13 protein-coding genes are annotated in these 19,834 nt (G+C 58.5%); 8 read left to right on the forward strand and 5 right to left on the reverse strand.

Going from position 1 to position 19,834, the window contains the following annotated elements:
* Positions 1-4: 4 nt before the first annotated feature.
* Positions 5-724, reverse strand: a complete 720-nt coding sequence (locus ACGHUK_RS07645) for a RadC family protein (protein WP_044953632.1) — start codon at positions 722-724, stop codon at positions 5-7.
* A 162-nt stretch (positions 725-886) separates the two neighbouring features.
* On the opposite strand from ACGHUK_RS07645, the gene ACGHUK_RS07650 reads away from it, so the two are divergent.
* From ACGHUK_RS07650 to ACGHUK_RS07660, 3 genes are read left to right on the forward strand one after another with little or no spacing between them, the layout of a single operon-like run.
* Complete coding sequence (locus ACGHUK_RS07650; RefSeq protein WP_390573933.1) at positions 887-1,894, forward strand: RluA family pseudouridine synthase; 1,008 nt, start codon at positions 887-889, stop codon at positions 1,892-1,894.
* Positions 1,872-2,510 carry a CatA-like O-acetyltransferase gene (locus tag ACGHUK_RS07655; RefSeq protein ID WP_390573935.1) on the forward strand — a complete coding sequence of 213 codons (639 nt, stop codon included), beginning with the start codon at positions 1,872-1,874 and terminating at the stop codon, positions 2,508-2,510. The genes ACGHUK_RS07650 and ACGHUK_RS07655 overlap by 23 nt, the downstream gene beginning before the upstream one ends.
* A gap of 16 nt (positions 2,511-2,526) precedes the next feature.
* On the forward strand, positions 2,527-3,369 hold the full coding sequence (locus tag ACGHUK_RS07660) for a hypothetical protein (RefSeq protein ID WP_390573937.1): 843 nt from the start codon (positions 2,527-2,529) through the stop codon (positions 3,367-3,369).
* A 54-nt stretch (positions 3,370-3,423) separates the two neighbouring features.
* Here the strand turns inward: ACGHUK_RS07660 and ACGHUK_RS07665 are convergent, their stop codons facing one another.
* From ACGHUK_RS07665 to ACGHUK_RS07680, 4 genes are all read right to left on the reverse strand, one after another.
* A complete protein-coding gene (locus ACGHUK_RS07665) occupies positions 3,424-3,822 on the reverse strand; it encodes a hypothetical protein (protein ID WP_390573939.1) in 399 nt (132 codons plus the stop codon).
* A 12-nt stretch (positions 3,823-3,834) separates the two neighbouring features.
* Complete coding sequence (locus ACGHUK_RS07670) at positions 3,835-5,121, reverse strand: diaminopimelate decarboxylase (RefSeq protein WP_097775440.1); 1,287 nt, start codon at positions 5,119-5,121, stop codon at positions 3,835-3,837.
* Positions 5,122-5,393: 272 nt separating this feature from the next.
* Positions 5,394-7,289, reverse strand: coding sequence for a polysaccharide biosynthesis protein (locus ACGHUK_RS07675; RefSeq protein WP_390573941.1), 1,896 nt, complete (start codon positions 7,287-7,289; stop codon positions 5,394-5,396).
* A gap of 159 nt (positions 7,290-7,448) precedes the next feature.
* Positions 7,449-9,020, reverse strand: coding sequence for an oligosaccharide flippase family protein (locus tag ACGHUK_RS07680; RefSeq protein ID WP_390573944.1), 1,572 nt, complete (start codon positions 9,018-9,020; stop codon positions 7,449-7,451).
* A 197-nt stretch (positions 9,021-9,217) separates the two neighbouring features.
* Between ACGHUK_RS07680 and ACGHUK_RS07685 the strand changes: the two genes are divergently transcribed.
* The 5 genes from ACGHUK_RS07685 to ACGHUK_RS07705 all read left to right on the forward strand — a co-directional run bounded on the left by ACGHUK_RS07685 (position 9,218) and on the right by ACGHUK_RS07705 (position 19,803).
* The gene (locus ACGHUK_RS07685; protein WP_044953699.1) at positions 9,218-10,051 is read left to right on the forward strand and encodes an Mrp/NBP35 family ATP-binding protein; all 834 of its coding nucleotides are present in this window, start codon (positions 9,218-9,220) and stop codon (positions 10,049-10,051) included.
* Between the two features lie 426 nt (positions 10,052-10,477).
* The gene (gene gdhA / locus ACGHUK_RS07690; protein WP_154256131.1) at positions 10,478-11,830 is read left to right on the forward strand and encodes an NADP-specific glutamate dehydrogenase; all 1,353 of its coding nucleotides are present in this window, start codon (positions 10,478-10,480) and stop codon (positions 11,828-11,830) included.
* A gap of 113 nt (positions 11,831-11,943) precedes the next feature.
* On the forward strand, positions 11,944-13,524 hold the full coding sequence (gene hcp / locus ACGHUK_RS07695) for a hydroxylamine reductase (protein WP_390573947.1): 1,581 nt from the start codon (positions 11,944-11,946) through the stop codon (positions 13,522-13,524).
* 251 nt (positions 13,525-13,775) lie between these two features.
* Positions 13,776-18,311 carry a glutamate synthase large subunit gene (gene gltB / locus ACGHUK_RS07700; protein WP_242702811.1) on the forward strand — a complete coding sequence of 1,512 codons (4,536 nt, stop codon included), beginning with the start codon at positions 13,776-13,778 and terminating at the stop codon, positions 18,309-18,311.
* A gap of 13 nt (positions 18,312-18,324) precedes the next feature.
* Positions 18,325-19,803 (forward strand): glutamate synthase subunit beta, encoded by a 1,479-nt coding sequence (locus tag ACGHUK_RS07705; protein ID WP_005941486.1) that lies wholly within the window; start codon positions 18,325-18,327, stop codon positions 19,801-19,803.
* Positions 19,804-19,834: the final 31 nt, after the last annotated feature.

Genomic DNA, 19,834 nt, shown 5'->3' on the forward strand with positions numbered 1-19,834 from the left:
CGGATCAAGGCCAGAAAAGCGTACCTGTTTTAAAGTCATAGATCGGCAGGCGGTTTGCGTCCCGCATGGAGAAATACTCCGTATCGGTCAGGATGAAGTGATCCAGCAGATGGATGTTCACAAGGCCCAATGCCCGGGCAATATTGCCAGTGGCCTCCAGATCCTCCATGGAGGGCAAGGCCGCACCGTTGGGGTGGTTGTGGCTGAGCACCACCGTGTCGGTGCCGCCCTTGATGGCCGCAGACACCACATCCTTGATGTCCAGACTTACCCGGTCGGTGGTGCCTTCCCGCAGCCAGACCGCCGCGCGCACCCGCTTACGGCTGTCCAGACTGACCAGCATTGCACGCTCGTAATCCGACCACGCAAACTTCGCCATCAGATAGCTGCCCATCTGCTCCGTAGTTCTGATGCAGCGGGTGGTGCTGGTACGGCTGCGGCCATAGTAGCGGCTGATCTCCGGCAGCAGATGCAACATCCGGGCTGTGGCCGGGCCTACGCCCTCCACAGTGCACAGCTCTTCCTCGCTGGCTTCCAGCACAGCGGCAAAATCGCCAAAGCGGTCGATCAGGTCGTGAGCGATGCCGTTGGTGTCCTTCTGGGCGTTGGTGAGGTACAGCACATATTCCAGCGCTTCGTGCTCGGCCAGACTGTCCAGACCGTAGTTCTGCACCCGTTCGCGCATCCGCTGGCGGTGTCCCTGATGCCGTTTGTGTTCTGCCATTGCGGTACTCTCCTTCTGATTCATTCCTTATAATAGTACCCATTTTGCGCCCGGAACTCAAGGCTTTGCGGTAAAATAGTTTTGATCCGGGGCGTTTCCGCGTTGACTTGCAGCCAAGGCTGTATTACTATAAAGGTATCTCTTGAAAATTGAGGAACATTTATGAAACAATATACCGCAACCGCCAACGACGACGGCGTTCGTCTTTCCCGCTTTGTGCAGAGCGTGACCCGCGATTTTCCCACCAGCCTTTTGTACAAGAGCTTCCGCAATAAGCGCGTGAAGGTAAACGGAAAAAAGGCCGTGCCGGAGTACCGCATTCAGGCAGGCGACCTGATCGAGCTGTACATCAACGACGAGTTTTTCCCGCCGGAAGGCGCAAAAACCGTGCAGAAGGCCGCGCCGAAAAAAAAGCAGAATCAGCCCAAGGTCAATATCATTTATGAGGACGAAAACATTGCTGTGCTGTACAAACCCACCCACCTTTTGTGCCACAGTGACCGCACCGGCGATGCAAACCTTGTGGACGCTTTTACCCAGTATCTGGCCGAAAAAGGCGAGTACGACCCCCACGGCGAGAACCGGTTCAAGCCCGGCATTTGCAACCGGCTGGACCGCGGCACCGAAGGCCTTGTGATCGCCGCCAAGAGCTACACCGCCCTGCGGGACATGAACGAGATCATCCGCACTGACCTACTCAAAAAGGAGTACTACACCATCACGGTGGGTATCCCGCAGTCCGGGCGGTTCACCGCATGGTGGGAGCACGACGAGAAGAACAACAAGGTGAGCATCCATGCACACCAGTCGCAGGACGAGCGCCGCAAGCAGATCATTACGGACGTGGACGTGCTGCGCACCGCAGGCCCCTTTGCCCTGTGCAAGATCGGCCTTGTCACCGGCCGCACCCACCAGATCCGCGCACATCTGGCCTATCTGGGCCGTCCGGTTCTGGGCGACATCAAGTACGGCAACCGCAAGATGAACGAGCGCACCGGCACCAAAACGCAGGCCCTGTGCGCTGTGCGGGTCACTTTCCTTGATATTCCCGAGGAAAACACCCTGCATTATCTCTCCGGCAAGGTCGTCAAGCTGAAGGACCCGCAGATCATAAAGCAGTTCGATGCGCTGGATAAGAGCAAGGCGGATGGAGAAAACGACCATGCATAAAATCGACATGAACACGTGGCCGCGGGCAGAGCTGTTCCGGTTCTTTTCCGGAGTGTCGCAGCCATTTTACAGTGTCACCTTCCGGGTGGACGTGACGAATCTCCACGCCTACACCAAAGCCCGCGGCATTTCCTTTTATTATGCCCTCGGCTATCTCGTGACCGATGCCGTGAACAGCGTGGTGAATTTCCGCTATACCATCCGGAACGGCGAGGTCTGGCTTCTGGATAAGCGCATCCCCAGCCTGACCGACCTGAAGCCCGGCAGTGAGCAGTTCCACATCGTCACACTGCCCAAGACCGGCACGCTGGACGAGTTCTGCTGCGCTGCAAAAGCTAAGAGCACAGCACAGCAGAGCTTTCTGGATCAGGACTGCGAGACGGACGCGCTGATCTACATTTCCACCACGCCGTGGTTTGATCTGACCAGCTGCACCAACGAGCGGGATTTTGACAAAGACGATGCCATCCCCCGCATCTGCTGGGGCAAATATGTCCTGCAGAACGACCGTGAGACCCTCGGCATGAGCGTGGAAGTGAACCACCGGTTTGTGGACGGATATCATCTGGGGCAGTTTTATCAGAAACTGCAAAAGGCGATCGTTTCTCTCACCTGAAACGGAGGTTGACGTTATGGGGCTTTTTTCTTCTTTATTTCATTCCCTTTTTGATGTGTCCACATCTTCAGAGAACACATTGCCCGCAGGCAAGTCCAATAACAGCTCTTTTAATGGCCACTTCAGTGATTACGATCAACTTTATTCTGACTCATCTGACTGCAATCTCAACTACTCCGATTATGTTTTTTCTGGTAAATTCACCCAAACCGGAAAGATGCGTACAAAACGTAGCATTCGTGTTTTTTCCGGTGAGGATGTGCTATCCCGTATTATGGATTTAGGATACGAAGATCCTATTTCCTATTCTCGCCTTACTCCAACTTCTCCCAGTAATTCCCAGATGGATTATCTTTCTGATCTCGCTATGGAACGTGATGAGGTTGTTCCTTCCGCATTGTCTTCTACAGATGCTTCAGCCTTAATTTCCAGATATGTTGATCGTGACAGCATTCCAAACCCTGAACTATTTCAATATGCTGATGAAATGCATATTAGTGTTTCCTACTATACTGGAAAGCGGATGCTGTATGATACTGTTTTTGCACAATTAGATTCTTTCACCCGCACAGCCTTTTTCATCTTTTGTGTGTATCGGGATGTCGATCATTGCATGACTGGCAATTTAAACGATTGTCCTTATAAGGAACTTTTCTATTCTTTTTCCGAATCGGTGAAAGAGGACACTAAATTTCAAAAATCCCTTAATGACAACTATTCTGGTTCTGATTTACGCTTTTTCGGTTCCAGATATTTTAAAGAACTCGGATACTCCTTGTCCGGTGGAAGTAAGCGTACTTACGCATATAAACACGCCAGAGACTTTCTTATAGAAAACCGTCTCATTTCTGACGTGTAAAAAATGACACCCTGTACCGAAAATTTTCCGATACAGGGTGTCATTCTGTTTCTGTTATTTTTTATCTTCGTCCTGCAAGGCGTGAGTTTTCTGCTCCTTACGCAGCTCTTTGATGCGCTTTTTCTCGCTCTGGACATGGGGCCAAGGCCAGCTGAAGCCCTCATTTTCGCGGCACCATTTGACCAGCGGATAGAACGCGAAGGCCAGACCGAAGAGGTACAGCAGAGCGTACAGCAGGGCATCCAGCGTGATGAGCGCATCCAGCGCACCGATCACCGCCACCACGCAGCCTGCCTTCAAAAAGAACAGGCCGTTCTGGCGGCAGTATTCCTCAAAGTGCTCCGCTTTGACGGCACGGCGGCCCTGATCTCCCCAGACACGGGGATTTTTCATGACCGAATAGCCGTAGAATACCATCATCAGGCCAAGGGTGAGCTGAAAGCCAAAAAACATTTATGATCCCTCTTAATCTTCAAACAGCGGCTTCATCAGGGGCAGGAAATCCAGCGTTGCAAAGTAATCGCGCGGAGTCTCGGCACGGCGGATCAGACGGTGGGTGCCATCCTCGCACAGCAGCACTTCGGCGCTGCGCAGCTTGCCGTTGTAGTTGTAGCCCATGGCAGAGCCGTGTGCACCGGTGTCGTGGATATAAACGATGTCGCCAATGTCGATCTTGGGCAGCATCCGGTCAATGGCAAACTTGTCGTTGTTCTCGCACAGACCGCCCACCACATCGTACATATGGTCGCAAGGCTCATTTTCCTTACCCAGCACGGTGATGTGATGGTAAGCACCATACATGGCCGGGCGCATCAGGTTGGCAGCGCAGGCATCCAGACCGATGTATTCCTTATAGATGTGCTTTTCGTGGATGGCAGTTGCCACCAGTGCGCCGTAGGGGCCGGTGGTAAAGCGGCCCATCTCAGTAAAGATGGCCACATCGCCCATGCCTGCGGGCACCAGAATTTCCTCAAACTTCTTGCGCACACCCTCGCCGATGGCCATGATATCGTTCTCGGTCTGCTCCGGGCGGTACGGGATGCCCACACCGCCGGACAGGTTGATATAACCGATGTGCACACCGGTGGCCTTCTGCACCCGGACAGCCAGCTGGAACAGGATACCTGCCAGCTCCGGGTAATACTCATCGGAAATGGTATTGGAAGCAAGGAAAGCGTGAATGCCGAAGTTCTTGGCACCCTTGGCGGCCAGCTTCTTGTAGCTTTCGATCATCTGCTCCTCGGTCATACCGTACTTGGCATCGCCGGGCTTGTCCATGACCTGAAAGCCCTCTTCGCTCTCGCCCAGACTGAAGGTGCCGCCCGGGTTATAGCGGCAGAAGATGTTCTCCGGCACACCGGCGACACGCTCCAGAAATTCCACCATGGTGGCATCGTCCAGATTGATATAGGCACCCAGCTCGTAGGCCTTCTTCATATCCTCTACGGGAGTCTGGTTGGAGGAGAACATGATTTCACTGCCGGAGAAACCGCACACCTCGCTGAGCATCAGCTCAGTCAGGGACGAGCAGTCCACGCCGCAGCCCTCCTCCTTGAGGATCTGCAGGATGACAGGGTTCGGCAGAGCCTTGACGGCAAAATACTCCTTGAAGCCTTTGTTCCAGCTGAATGCCTTGTTGATGCGGCGGGCATTTTCACGGATGCCCTTCTCATCGTAGACATGGAACGGCGTGGGCACATCCTGAATGATCTCCTGTGCCATCGCCTCGGTCAGAAACGGTTTCTTTTCCATAGTAACATCCCTCTCATTTTATATGCACGCGGCCGATCGCCGCAGTGACATCAGTAGAAACTCCTTTCGTCATCGCTGATGCGATGCCACCCATTCCCCTTTTTGTCGCTGGCGCGACATCTGTTTTTCTCTTTGTTACCTGTGGTGACATTTTCCCCGGCGCAGGGAGAATCTGTCCCGGCCGGGGGGAAGTCTTTCTCAAAGAGGGAGGCTTTGCCGCACGGACAAGCTCCCTCTTTGAGGGGGCTGTCTGCGCAGCAGACTGGGGGAGTTTACAGCTTCAGATTCTGGCGGGTGGGGGTGAAGGTCGGGATCATCTTTGCCAGCTGCTGCACCACACCCTCGTCGTTGTGCTCTGCCGCAGCGGCAAGCTCCTGCAGCTGCTCGTAGAACTCGGCCAGATCGATGCTGCGCGGCGAAGCCACAAAAATTTTATTGTGCTGGGTGCGGCGCATCTTATCCTGCTCCTCGTCCATCATCAGCTCTTCGTAGAGCTTTTCGCCCGGGCGCAGACCCACGATCTTGATCTCCATATTCACGCCCGGCTCATAGCCGTAAAAGCGGATGAGCTGCTTGGCAAGATCCATGATCTTGACCGGCTCGCCCATGTCCAGCACATAGATATTGCCGCTCTCGGCCAGTGCACCGGCCTGCAGCACCAGCTGGGCCGCTTCCGGAATGGTCATAAAGTAGCGCTCAATGTTGGGGTCTGTCAGGGTGACAGGCCCGCCTTTTTTGATCTGAGCCTCAAACAGCGGAATGACGCTGCCATGGCTGCCCAGCACATTGCCAAAACGCACAGCCACACACTTCATATCCGTGTTGCCCGCAAAGGTCTGAATGAGCATTTCGCAGATGCGCTTGGTACAGCCCATCACACTGGTGGGGTTCACAGCCTTATCGGTGGAAAGCTGCACGAACCGCTCCACGTCGTGTTCGCTGGCGCTCACCAGCAGATTTTTGGTGCCCAGAACATTGTTCTTGACCGCTTCTGCAGGGCTGACCTCCATCAGCGGCACATGCTTGTGTGCTGCCGCATGGAACACCACAGTGGGATGATATGTTTCAAAAACCTCATCCAGACGCTTTTTATCGCGGATGGAGCCAATGAGCACCGTTACCGGGATATCCCGGCCGTACTTCTGCTGCAGCTCCATCAAAAGCTCATAGGCGCAGTTCTCGTAGATATCAAAAATAAGCAGCTTGCCGGGCTTGAAGCGCATCACCTGACGGCACAGTTCGCTGCCGATGGAGCCGCCGCCGCCCGTGACCAGAACGGTCTTGCCGGTGAGGTAGCCGGAGATCTGATCGGTATCCAGCGTCACCTCATCGCGGGAAAGGAAGTCCGCCGGGTTCAACTCGCGGAAGGCTCCCTGCTGCGGTGTACCGCTGCCCACCAGCTGCGGGTCACTGAGCAGCTGCACCGCACAATGGGTGCTGACGCACAGATCGATGACATGGTTCAGCTTGCTGCCCTTCAGGGTAGGAATGGCGATGATGATGCTGTGGATGCCGTAGCGCTTGCACAGGTCCGGGATATCCTCCAGCGTGCCCTTCACCGGCACCCCGTGGATGGTCTGGTTGAGTTTTGTGGGATCATCGTCCACCGCCACCACCGCGTGACCATATTCCTTATTGGATTTGCACACGTTGATGGCCCATGCACCGGCTTCGCCTACACCTACGATCATCACCGGGCGGTTGGGGTCCTTGCTGGCAGCGCCGCGCAGCTTTTCGCCCAGCGGGTGGTTCAGGAACAGCCGCCATGCCAGACGGCTGCCGCCCACCAGCAGGAAGATGAGCACCGCCGCCATACAGTTGGCGGAGTTGAACAGCACGCCGTGGATGCACAGACGGTTGACACAGTAGACGACAACGGTAGGCACAGCCACCGTTCCCGCCAGACGCATCAGGTCGCGTTCACCGGCATACTTCCACAGTACGGAGTACAGCCCGCTGAACAGAAAGCTGGCAATGTACACCGCCACGATCCATGGCAGATTTTCGTACAGAAGCTCACGGTTATGCGGCCACCAGGCAGCTTCCACTGCTCCGTCTGCCCGCAGCAGAAGCGCAAAATAAAAGCTGAATGCAACAATGGCTGCATCCAGCAGCACAAGCAGCGCCCGGCGCGCAAGCACCTGCGGTGTGTTCTTTTTATCTTTCACAAAAAAGTCCTCTTTTACATACGGCACAAGAGCCGCAGTTTTGGCCGGAAAAGCTTCCGGTTTCACAGAGCATCCGGCACACCGGACAGCCCTATCTTTATATTATACTCAGAACACTGCAGAATGTCCAGAAAATTTGAATCCGCTGCCAAACTCCCTCTATTTTTTCGGCCTGCCGGGCCGGTGCGCAGCCCAGAGCGCGGCTGCTTCCTCTCCAAGGCCCAGCGGCCATGCCGCCAGCAGGAACACTCCTGTGGTAGCGCAGCCGCCTACGCCCAACGCGGCCAGCTGCAAAGGCAGCCGAGCCGCAAACCCATCCGCAAGCAGCTTCCGCAGCACCATGCCAGCCGCCGCAGCCAGCACAGCTGCCAGTGCCGGTGCACCCAGCCAGCGGCGGAATGCATGCTGCGTGCCGCTGGAAAACAGCAGATGCCCGGTGTTGGCCGCACAGGTGTACAGGCTGGAAAGCAGGATCACTGCCAAAAAGCCCTTCATGCCAAAGCGCGGCAGCAGCGCCACCACCCCGCCAATGCGCAGGATGGAATCCCACACGCTGTAGCGGAAGGCCGCCTTCTGCTCCCCTACCCCTTTCATGGCACCGTCCACCATGCTTTCCAGATACATCAGCGGCATGGCAGGAGCCAGCGTTTCCAGATAAAACCCGGCATCCGCACTTTGGTACAAAAGCTGTGCCAGCGGCCGTCCCCACACCCAGAACAGCACCCCTGCCAGCGCGGAAAAATAGCCGGTAAGCCGCAGCATCCGGTTCAAAAGTGCGTTGAGCCGTTCGGTTTGGCCCAGAATATGAGCCTGCGTGATCTCCGGCATCAGCAGCACCGAAAGACTGCCCAGCAGGCCAAATGGGAACGTAAGCAGCGGCAGAGCCATGCCTTTCAGTTCTCCGTACTGCTCCAGCGCGGCGGTGCGCCCGCCCGCGTTGATCAGATAGACCGCAAGGCAGGCGGGCACCAGCATATTCTCCGCCGTGTGCAGGGCGCTTGCCAGCACCCGCCCGCCCTCCACCGGCCACAGGATCTCCCACAGACGGCGGGCCGGGTCTGCCGGGCGGACGGCTTTTTGCCCCGCAAAGGCACTGCGGGCATCCCGCCGGTAAAAGGCCAGCATGCACAGCGCCGACACCGCTTCGCTGACGGCGGTAGCTCCCAGCACCAGCATACAGCGCACGCCCACCGCAAGGCCCTCGGTACGGGTAAGCGCCAGTGCCACCAGCGCGATGCGCACCGTCTGCTCCGTAAGCTGGCTGAACACATTGGGAGCTACATGCCGCCGGGCGATGAAAAAGCCCCGCAGCACCGCCGAGACCGCCATCCATGGCATTCCCAGCGCTGAAACGCGTAAAGCACCAACGGCGCGGACATCGCCAAGCCACAACCGGGCCGCAAGATCCGCTGTCGCCAGCTGCAGTGCAGCGGCAAACAGCCCCAGCACAAGTCCTGCCGCCAGCAGACGGCGCAGCATGCCGCGGGCTGCACCACGGGCGGAAGCCGGGCCGCTGAGTTCCTCGGCCATGAGCCGGGTAGCCGCCACCGAAACGCCCGCCGTTGCCAGCGTGATGAACAGCGAATACACCGCCAGCACCAGCTGGTAAAGGCCCATCCCCTCGCCGCCCAGCTCGTTTGCCAGCCAGATGCGCAGGCCCATACCGGCCAGCCGCAGCACCACGTCTGAACCGGTGAGCAGCGCCGCATTTTTCAAATAGCTCTGCCGCATGGCGCACCTCCTGCCGGAATGTTCCGGTTCCAGCATATGAAGCGGCGGAACAGGATATGCAAAAGCAGAGCGGCGCGGCGGGTTGTTTCCTGAGCGCTTTTATGGTATAGTAAAGGGGCGGCTTTTATATGGCCGTATTCTGTTTAAGGAGGAAGCACACGGCCAATGCCTCTGAGCCAGCCGTGCGCAAAAAGAGAATGAGCGAAGAATGTACCCATGACTGCTCCAGCTGTGGAGCAGCATGTTCTTCCCGCGATGCAGCGCCCAAGCATGACGCACCCAACCCCAACAGCAGCGTCAAAAAGGTCATCGGCGTTGTGTCCGGCAAGGGCGGCGTTGGCAAGAGCATGACCAGCGCTCTGCTGGCCTGCGCCATGGCACGCCGCGGCTACCACTGCGGCATTCTGGATGCTGACATCACCGGCCCGTCCATTCCCAAGCTGTTCGGCATCCATGGCCGTGCCATGGCCGACGACAAGGGCTGCTGGCCCATCCAGAGCCGCATGGGCATCGATGTCATGAGCATCAACCTGCTGGTGGAAAATGAGGAAGACCCCGTTGTGTGGCGCGGCCCGGTGATCGCCGGTGCTGTCAAGCAGTTCTGGACCGATGTGGTCTGGAAGGACGTGGACTTCCTGTTCGTGGACATGCCCCCGGGAACCGGTGATGTGCCCCTGACCGTGTTCCAGAGCCTGCCGGTGGACGGCATTGTTGTGGTGGCAAGCCCGCAGGAGCTGGTGAGCATGATCGTGGCCAAGGCCGTGAACATGGCTGAGATGATGAAGGTGCCCATGCTGGGCATTGTGGAGAACATGAGCTACATCGTCTGCCCCGACTGCGGCAAGCACATCAATGTGTTCGGCGAGAGCCATGTGGATGAGGTGGCTGCAAAGCACGGCCTGCCCGTGCTGGCAAAGTGTCCCATCGATCCCCAGCTGGCTGCGCTTTCCGATGCCGGTATGATCGAGACCTACGGCGGCGAATATCTGGAAGGTGCCGCCGATGCCTGCGAAAAGCTGCTGAAGAAGTAAAAATCGTTTCTCTGCCCTGTGCCGTTTGCGTGGTGCAGGGCTTTTTGGTTGCAGAAAATATAGCTTTCTGCGCCTGCAGAATGCAGCAAAATGGAGAAAAGACGTTCTTTTCCGTATTTTTTTGTTCTGCCAGCGCTTTAAAAAACAAGGTTCTGTGCCGTTTTTTTCTTTTATTTTTCGTTTTGTGAAGCGGTTTCAACTTTTCATCTGTTTTTTTGAAGCATTTTCTGCTTTCTCGCTATTGTCAAACCCACAGAAATGCTTTATAATAATAAAGCGGTCTGCAGCCATAAGCAGGCCGGTGTGTAAGAACGGAAATCCGGGATCGTCCCAAAGCGTTTTAGCAGCGCGTCCGCTGTGCGGTGTGCCGGGCGGTTTCGTCTTTTTCAAATTTTATAGAGTAATTGGGAAAAGGAGTATTCTACTATGCTGACGAATGAATACCTGAAGCGCGTTTACGAAGGTCTGGAAAAGCGCAATGCCAACGAGCCTGAGTTCCTGCAGGCTGTGCGCGAGGTTCTGGAGAGCATCCAGCCCGTTGTGGAGAAGCACCCTGAGTACGAGAAGGCCGCTCTGATCGAGCGTCTGGTCGAGCCGGAGCGCATCATCACCTTCCGTGTGCCCTGGGTTGACGATCAGGGCAAGGTTCAGGTGAACCGCGGCTACCGTGTGCAGTTCAACAGCGCCATCGGCCCCTACAAGGGCGGCCTGCGCTTCCATCCCTCTGTCAATCAGGGCATCCTGAAGTTCCTCGGCTTTGAGCAGACCTTCAAAAACAGCCTGACCACCCTGCCCATGGGCGGCGGCAAGGGCGGCTCTGACTTCGACCCCCACGGCAAGAGCGACATGGAAGTGATGCGCTTCTGCCAGAGCTTCATGACCGAGCTGTACCGCCACATCGGCCAGTTCGTGGACTGCCCCGCCGGTGATATCGGTGTCGGCGGCCGTGAGGTCGGCTATATGTTCGGCCAGTACAAGCGCCTGACCAACAGCTTCCAGGGCGGTATGCTCACCGGCAAGGGTCTGACCTTCGGCGGTTCTCTGGCCCGTACCGAGGCTACCGGCTACGGCCTGTGCTACTTCACCGCTGAGGCTCTGAAGTGCATGCGCAACGACAGCTTTGAGGGCAAGACCGTGGTCATCTCCGGTTCCGGCAATGTGGCCATCTACGCCTGCGAGAAGGCCACCCAGCTGGGTGCTAAGGTCGTGACCATGTCCGACTCCAACGGCTACGTCTACGACCCCAACGGCATCGATCTGGCCTACGTCAAGGATCTGAAGGAAGTCCGCCGCGGCCGTATCAAGGAGTACGCCGAGACCCACGAGGGTGTAACCTATGTTGCAGATTGCACCAAGGTCTGGACTGTCCCCTGCGACATTGCCCTGCCCTGCGCAACCCAGAACGAGATCAACAAGGAGTCCGCTGAGGCTCTGGTGAAGGGCGGCTGCACCGTCGTGTGCGAGGGTGCCAACATGCCCAGCACCCCGGAGGCCATCGAGGTCTACCTGTCCAACGGCATCCTGTACGGACCTGCAAAGGCTTCCAACGCAGGCGGCGTGGCCACCTCCGGTCTGGAGATGAGCCAGAACTCTGAGCGTCTGAGCTGGACCTTTGAAGAGGTCGATGCCAAGCTGAAGGGCATCATGGAAGGCATTTTCCATGCTTCCTACGATGCCTCTGTGGCTGCCGGTTCCGAGGGCAACCTGATGGTCGGTGCAAACTGCGCCGGCTTCCTGAAGGTCGCTACTGCCATGATGGCACAGGGCATCACCTACTAAGTCATACCGCGTCGTCTAAGAGCCGCGCCCGCAGGGGTGTGGCTCTTTTTTGGTATAACCCCGCCCCGCTCTGCCCACACTGGCAGTATCTTATGGCAGAAAGGGAGTTTTGTATGGACGAGCAGATGTTTTGTTTTCAGTGTGAGCAGGCGGCGGGCTGCACCGCCTGCACCGGCGCAGCGGGGGTGTGCGGCAAGTCGGCCGAGACAGCCGCCGCACAGGACCGGCTCACCGGGGCGCTCATCGCGTTTGCCGGGCAGCTCATCGCGGCGGGGCGCGGCCCGACCCCGGAACAGGCCCGGCTGCTGATGCAGGGGCTGTTCACCACCATTACCAACGTGAACTTTGACCCCGCCGCCGTGGACGCGCTGACCCGCCGGGTGCACGACGCCAGCCCCGGCACCGGCTCGGACTACGACATGCAGGCCCTCTGGCGGGAACCGGACGCCGACCGGCGCAGCCTGAAATGCTTTGTGCTGTTCAGCCTGCGGGGCATGGCCGCCTACAACTACCACGCCCGGGTGCTGGGCCGCATCGACCCGGAGCTGGACCGGTTCTTCTGTACCGCCCTGCAGGCCGTGGGCGACCCCGGCCAGACCACCGACGCACTGTGGCAGCTGGTGCAGGCCACAGGAGAAGCCAGCTACCGCTGCATGGAGCTGCTGGACGCGGCCAACACCGGCGCGTTTGGCGATCCGGAACCGGTGCAGGTGCCCCTGACCATTGAAAAGGGGCCGTTCATCGTGATTTCCGGCCACGACCTCTACGACGCACAGCAGCTGCTGGAACAGACCGCAGGCCGGGGCGTCAACGTCTACACCCACTCGGAGATGCTGCCCGCCCACGGCTACCCGGAGCTGAAGCGCCGCTACCCCCACCTCAAGGGCAACTTTGGCACCGCATGGCAGAACCAGCAGCGGGAGTTCGAGGACATCCCCGCGCCCATCCTGTTCACCACCAACTGCATCATGCCCCTGCGCGCCAGCTACGCCGACCGGGTGTTCACCACCTCGGTGGTGGCTTACCCCGGCGTGCCCCACATCGACGAAGGGCGCGACTTTTCCCCGGTGATCGAAAAGGCGCTGGAGCTGGGCGGCTACGCGCAGGACACCCTGCTGCCCGGCCTGAACGGCGGCTCCACGGTGACCACCGGTTTTGCCCGCACCGCCGTGCTGCAGCACGCGGACGAGATCGTGCAGGCGGTGCGGGACGGTAAGCTGCGGCACTTCTTTCTGGTGGGCGGCTGCGACGGCACCCGGCCCAGCCGCCGCTACTACACCGAGTTTGCCCGCCTTACCCCGCCCGACACCATCCTGCTGACCCTGGCCTGCGGCAAGTTCCGCCTGAACGACCTGCCCCTTGGCACCGTGCCGGGCACCGGCCTGCCCCGCATCCTGGACGTGGGCCAGTGCAACGACGCCTACAGCGCCATCCGCATCGCATTGGCGCTGGCCGACGCCTTTGGCTGCGGCGTCAACGACCTGCCCCTCTCGCTGGTGCTGTGCTGGTTTGAGCAGAAGGCCGTGTGCATCCTCATCGCGCTGCTGGCGCTGGGCATCCGGAACATCCGGCTGGGGCCTACCCTGCCCCCGTTCCTCTCGCCGGTCGTTGTGGCTGCCCTGCAGCAAAAGTACGATTTAAAAGCCGTAACAACGCCGGAAAATGACCTGCAGGCCATTCTGGGCAGACATTGAGCCTGCACTGTTCTCACTATAGCTACAACTGACCGCCATACGCGGCGTTTCGCACAAGAAGCAGTGGAAAGCCGCTGTTATATTTGGTGCAGCTGTCACTTGAATCTTTTTCAGCGTTCAGTATAATAATAGTTACCGGAACAAAGGCGTTCCGCAAGGGTAAAGTATGCCCTTGCGGGGCGCTTTTCTTTTTTGTCAAAATGCGGAGGGTGCCGCACCGGTGAGGATTTTAGATAAGGATGGGAAAGTCTATGGAAAACTTTACAGAGCAGAAAAACACCCTTGGTCTGTACGATCCACAGTTTGAGCACGATGCCTGCGGCATTGGCGCTGTGGTGGATATCAAGGGCCGCAAAAGCCACCAGACCGTGGACGATGCACTGGCCATTGTGGAACGGCTGGAGCACCGTGCCGGCAAGGATGCCGAGGGCAAGACCGGCGACGGTGTGGGCATTTTGCTGCAGATCAGCCACAAGTTCTTCTCCAAGGTGGCCGAAGAACTGAACATCAACCTTGGCAACGAGCGCGAGTACGGTGTGGGCATGTTCTTCTTCCCCCAGAGCGAACACCTGCGTGCGCAGGCCATGAAGCTGTTCGAGGTGGTCACCCGCAAGGAAGGCCTCGAATTTCTGGCATGGCGCAAGGTTCCCGTGAACCCGGATGCCGTGGGCCAGAAAGCCCGCGACTGTATGCCTGCTATCTGGCAGTGCTTCATCAAAAAGCCCGCCAAGGTGAGCAAGGGCATCGATTTTGACCGTAAGCTGTACATTGTGCGCCGCGTGTTCGAGCAGGCCAGCAACGGCACTTATGTGCCCAGCCTGTCCAGCCGCACCATCGTGTACAAGGGCATGTTCCTTGTGCACGACCTGCGCCTGTTCTATACCGACCTGCAGGACCCCGATTACGAGTCTGCCATCGGCATGGTGCACAGCCGCTTCTCCACCAACACCAACCCCAGCTGGATGCGCGCACACCCCAACCGCTTCATCCTGCACAACGGCGAGATCAACACCATCAAGGGCAACACGGATGCCATGCTGGCCCGTGAAGAGAGCATCTCCAGCTCCATCATGCAGGACGACATGAACAAGATCCTGCCCATCATCAACACTTCCGGCTCCGACTCCGCCATGCTGGATAACGCGCTGGAATTCATGGTGATGAACGGCATGGATCTGCCGCTGGCCGTGATGATCACCATTCCCGAGCCGTGGGAGAACAACAAGAACATCAGCCAGAAAAAGCGCGATTTCTACCAGTATTATGCCACCATGCTGGAGCCTTGGGATGGCCCCGCTGCCATCCTCTTCTCGGACGGCGACGTGATGGGCGCTGTGCTGGACCGCAACGGTCTGCGCCCCAGCCGCTATTACATCACCAAGGACGGCCGCATGATCCTGTCCTCCGAGGTGGGTGTGCTGGAATGCGAGCCGGATAATATTTTGGTCAAGGATCGTCTGCGCCCCGGCAAAATGCTGCTGGTGGACACCGTGAAGGGCGAAGTGGTGGACGACGAAAAGCTCAAGGAGTTCTACGCCAGCCGTGAGCCTTACGGCGAGTGGATCGACCGCAACCTTGTGGAGCTGGCCAGACTGAAAATTCCCAACGTGAAGGTGGAAAGCTACACCGGCGATCAGCTCACCCGCCTGCAGAAGGTGTTCGGCTACAAGTATGAGGATGTGAACACCATGATCCTCTCCATGGCACGGGCAGGCGCAGAGCCTTCCGGCGCTATGGGCACCGACACCCCGCTTGCTGTGCTGAGCAACCAGCATCCGCCGCTGTTCAATTACTTCAAGCAGCGCTTTGCGCAGGTCACCAACCCGCCCATCGATGCCATCCGCGAAAAGGTGGTCACTTCCACCAGCGTGTATATTGGCGCACACGGCAACCTGCTGGAAGACAAGCCCGAGAACTGCAAGGTGCTCAAGGTGCACAACCCCATCCTGACCAGCACCGACCTGCTCAAGATCAAATACATGAACGTGCCCGGCTTTAAGGTAGCCACGGTGTCCATCAACTACTATAAGAATACCAGTCTGGAAAAGGCCATCGACCGTGTATTTCTGGAGGTCGACCGCGCCTACAAGGATGGTGCAAACATCATCATCCTTTCTGACCGCGATGTGGATGAATACCACGTGACCATTCCCAGCCTGCTGGCAGTTTCCGCGGTTTCGCAGTACCTGATCCGCACCAAGAAGAGCACCGCACTGGCCCTGATCCTGGAAAGTGCAGAGCCGCGCGAGGTGCACCACTTTGCCGCTCTGCTGGGCTACGGTGCCTGCGCCATCAATCCCTATCTGGCACATGAGACCATCGGCCAGCTCATCGACGAAGGCCTGCTGGACAAAGATTATTATGCAGCCGTGGAGGACTACGACAACGCCATCCTCAGCGGCATTGTGAAGATTGCCTCCAAGATGGGCATTTCCACCATCCAGAGCTACCAGAGCAGCCAGATCTTTGAGGCTGTGGGCATCTCCAAGGATGTCATCGACAAATACTTCACCGGCACGGTGAGCCGTGTGGGCGGCATTACCCTTTCGGACATTCAGGCCGATGTGGAAGCCCAGCACAACGCAGCCTTCGACCCGCTGGGTCTGGACATCAACATGGAGCTGGCCGACAGCGGCGCACACAAGTTCCGCAGCGGCAAGGAAGAACACCTGTTCAACCCCCAGACCATCCATCTGTTCCAGAAAGCCTGCTGGACGAACGACTACTCGGCTTTCAAGCAGTTCACCAGCACCGTGGACAATATGGGTGCTGACGGCGTGCATCTGCGCAGCCTGCTGGACTTCAACTATGCTCCTGACGGCGGCATCCCGCTGGAAGAGGTGGAGCCGGTAAGCTCCATCGTCAAGCGGTTCAAGGGCGCAGCCATGAGCTATGGTGCCCTGAGCAGTGAAGCCCATGAGACCATTGCCATCGCCCTGAACCGTCTGGGCGGCCGCAGCAACACCGGCGAGGGCGGCGAACCCGAAGAGCGCTACCACAGCGAGAGCAATTCCAAGATCAAGCAGGTGGCTTCCGCACGCTTTGGTGTAACGAGCAAATACCTCGTTTCTGCGGAAGAGATCCAGATCAAGCTGGCACAGGGCGCAAAGCCCGGTGAGGGCGGCAATCTGCCCGGTGCCAAAGTATATCCGTGGATTGCAAAGACCCGCCACAGCACCACCGGTGTGGGCCTGATCTCTCCCCCGCCGCACCACGATATCTACTCCATCGAGGACCTTGCAGAGCTGATCTACGACCTGAAGAACGCCAACCGCAGCGCCAACATCAATGTCAAGCTGGTCAGTGAGGCCGGCGTTGGCACCATTGCGGCCGGTGTTGCCAAGGGCGGCGCACAGGTCATTCTGGTGTCCGGCTACGACGGCGGCACCGGTGCAGCACCGCGTACTTCCATCAAGCACGCTGGCCTGCCGTGGGAGCTGGGCATCGCCGAGACCCATCAGACCCTGATCCTGAACGGCCTGCGCACCCGCGTACGCATCGAGAGCGACTCCAAGCTGCTCTCCGGCCGCGATGTTGCCATCAGCTGTATGCTGGGCGCAGAGGAGTTCGGCTTCGGCACTACCCTGCTGATGGCCGAGGGCTGCGTGATGATGCGTGTGTGCAATCTGGATACCTGCCCCATGGGCATCTGCACCCAGAACCCGGAGCTGCGCAAGAACTTCAAGGGCAAGCCGGAATACATCATCAACTACCTCACCTTTGTGGCCGAGGAGCTGCGCGAGTACATGGCAAAGCTGGGCGTGCGCACCATCGATGAACTGGTGGGCCGCACCGACCTGCTCAAGGTCAAGCCTGCCGCACCCGGCAGCCGCGCTTCCAAGATGGATCTCGACTGCATCCTGCACAACCCTGCCATCGAGAACAGCAATGTTCACTTCGTGAAGGAGGACACCTACGACTTCCATCTGGAAAACACCCTCGATATGAAGGTGCTGATGAAGAAGTTCAAGCTCAGCAGCAAGAATGCCCAGAGCGTGACGCTGGATGTCTCCAACACCGACCGCGCCTTTGGTGCCATCTTTGGCAGCGAGATCACCCGCAAATACGGCAACAGCCTGCCGGATGATATTTACACCGCCCACTGTGTGGGTGCAGGCGGCCAGAGCTTTGGTGCCTTCATCCCCAACGGCCTGACGCTGGACCTTGTGGGCGACTGCAACGACTACATGGGCAAGGGCCTGTCCGGCGGCAAGATCGTCGTGCGCCCGCCCAAGGGCATCACGTTCAAGCCCGAGGAGAACATTATCACCGGCAACGTGGCCCTGTACGGTGCTACCAGCGGCAAGGCGTTTATTTCCGGCGTGGCCGGTGAGCGCTTCGCCGTGCGCAACAGCGGTGCCACCGCCGTTGTGGAGGGCGTTGGCGACCACGGCTGCGAGTACATGACCGGCGGCACGGTGGTGGTTCTGGGCCAGACCGGCAAGAACTTTGCAGCCGGTATGACCGGCGGCATCGCCTACGTGCTGGACGAGAACTGGGACTTCTACCAGCGCGTGAACAAGGAGACCGTCAGCCTGGAGCCTGTGGAGCACAAGTACGATGTTGCCACCCTGAAAGAGCTGATCCGCGAACATGTGGAGGCCACCGGCTCTCCCCGCGGCAAAGAGATTCTTGACAACTTCAGCGAATTCCTGCCCAAGTTCAAGAAAGTTCTGCCCTACGATTATGACCGTATGCTGCGTGTGATCGCATCCGTTGAGGAGCGCGGTCTGGACGGCGAGCAGGCACAGATCGAAGCATTCTACACGGTGCAGAAGAAGAAGTAAGGAGGGCAGCGTTATGGGTAAGACAACTGGATTTATCGACTATACGCGCAAAACCAGCACGGATGTTCCGCCGCTGGAACGCATTGAAAACTTTAACGAATTTCACGTCTGGCTCTCCCGCGAGGAGCAGCAGACGCAGGCAGCACGCTGCATGGACTGCGGTGTTCCCTTCTGTCAGGCCGGCATGATGATCGGTGGCATGGCCTCCGGCTGCCCGCTGAATAACCTCATCCCGGAGTGGAACGACCTTGTTTATCATGGCAAGTGGGAGCTGGCCATGCACCGTCTGATGGCCACCAACCGCTTTCCGGAGTTCACCAGCCGGGTGTGCCCTGCCCTGTGTGAAGCGGCCTGCACCTGCGGCGATGTGACCGGCAGCAGCGTGACCGTGCGCGAGAACGAGCACGCCATTATTGAGACGGCTTACGCCAAGGGCTGGCTGCACGCCGCACCGCCGCCCTCCCGCACCGGCAAGAGCGTAGCCGTGGTGGGCAGCGGCCCCTCCGGCCTTTCGGTGGCTGAATACCTGAACAAGCGCGGCCACGCCGTGACTGTGTTCGAGCGTGCCGACCGCGTGGGCGGCCTGCTGATGTACGGCATCCCCAACATGAAGCTGGACAAATCCGTCATCGAGCGCCGCATCAAGATCATGCAGGCTGAGGGCGTGGAGTTCCGCACCAACATGGATGTGGGCGGGGCTGTTGCCGCCGAAGAGCTGCTGAACGGCTACGATGCCGTGGTGCTGTGCTGCGGTGCCAAGAAGGCCCGCGACCTGAATGTGCCCGGCCGCGATGCAAACGGCGTGCACTTTGCCGTGGACTACCTGACCAGCGTGACCAGAAGTCTGCTGGACAGCCAGTTCGCGGACGGCAAGGCCATCGATGCCAAGGGCAAGAATGTTCTGGTGATCGGCGGCGGTGATACCGGTAACGACTGTCAGGGCACAGCCCTGCGGCAGGGCTGCACCGATCTGGTGGCACTGGAAATGATGCCGCAGCCGCCCAAGGAGCGTGCAGCCTCCAACCCGTGGCCGGAGTGGCCCCGTGTGCTGAAGGTGGACTACGGCCAGACCGAGTGCCTTGCAAAGTTTGGCAAGGACCCGCGCGTGTACCAGACCACCGTGAAGGAGTTTTTGAAGGATGATGCGGGCAATCTGACCGGTGCTATCATCTCCTACCTGAAGCCGGAGCGAAATCCCGAGACCGGCCGTACCAGCATGGTGCCCACCGGTGAAGAATTTACCTACAACTGCCAGCTGGCGTTCATCGCCGCAGGCTTTACCGGCTGCGAAAATTACGTGGCCGATGCATTTGGTGTGGAGCTGACCGCCCGCGGCAACGTGGCAGACCACAGCTTCAAGACCAACGTGGAAAAGGTGTTCGTTTGCGGCGATATGCGCCGCGGCCAGAGCCTTGTGGTGTGGGGCCTGCGCGAAGGCCGCGACTGCGCCGCCGAGGTAGACCGCTACCTGATGGGCTACACCAACCTCTAACTAAGCCATTCTCTTTCCTATCCTAAACAAG

Origin of the sequence: Faecalibacterium sp. i25-0019-C1, from assembly GCF_042854225.1 — a bacterium.
Classification (GTDB): domain Bacteria; phylum Bacillota; class Clostridia; order Oscillospirales; family Ruminococcaceae; genus Faecalibacterium; species Faecalibacterium taiwanense.

What these genes read in the sequence shown, in the direction of transcription:
- ACGHUK_RS07645 (WP_044953632.1), bottom strand. Translation starts at nt 724, where the DNA reads ATGGCAGAACACAAACGGCATCAGGGACACCGCCAGCGGATGCGCGAA.
- ACGHUK_RS07650 (WP_390573933.1), top strand. Translation starts at nt 887, where the DNA reads ATGAAACAATATACCGCAACCGCCAACGACGACGGCGTTCGTCTTTCC.
- ACGHUK_RS07655 (WP_390573935.1), top strand. Translation starts at nt 1,872, where the DNA reads ATGGAGAAAACGACCATGCATAAAATCGACATGAACACGTGGCCGCGG.
- ACGHUK_RS07660 (WP_390573937.1), top strand. Translation starts at nt 2,527, where the DNA reads ATGGGGCTTTTTTCTTCTTTATTTCATTCCCTTTTTGATGTGTCCACA.
- ACGHUK_RS07665 (WP_390573939.1), bottom strand. Translation starts at nt 3,822, where the DNA reads ATGTTTTTTGGCTTTCAGCTCACCCTTGGCCTGATGATGGTATTCTAC.
- ACGHUK_RS07670 (WP_097775440.1), bottom strand. Translation starts at nt 5,121, where the DNA reads ATGGAAAAGAAACCGTTTCTGACCGAGGCGATGGCACAGGAGATCATT.
- ACGHUK_RS07680 (WP_390573944.1), bottom strand. Translation starts at nt 9,020, where the DNA reads ATGCGGCAGAGCTATTTGAAAAATGCGGCGCTGCTCACCGGTTCAGAC.
- ACGHUK_RS07685 (WP_044953699.1), top strand. Translation starts at nt 9,218, where the DNA reads ATGAGCGAAGAATGTACCCATGACTGCTCCAGCTGTGGAGCAGCATGT.
- gdhA (WP_154256131.1), top strand. Translation starts at nt 10,478, where the DNA reads ATGCTGACGAATGAATACCTGAAGCGCGTTTACGAAGGTCTGGAAAAG.
- hcp (WP_390573947.1), top strand. Translation starts at nt 11,944, where the DNA reads ATGGACGAGCAGATGTTTTGTTTTCAGTGTGAGCAGGCGGCGGGCTGC.
- gltB (WP_242702811.1), top strand. Translation starts at nt 13,776, where the DNA reads ATGGAAAACTTTACAGAGCAGAAAAACACCCTTGGTCTGTACGATCCA.
- ACGHUK_RS07705 (WP_005941486.1), top strand. Translation starts at nt 18,325, where the DNA reads ATGGGTAAGACAACTGGATTTATCGACTATACGCGCAAAACCAGCACG.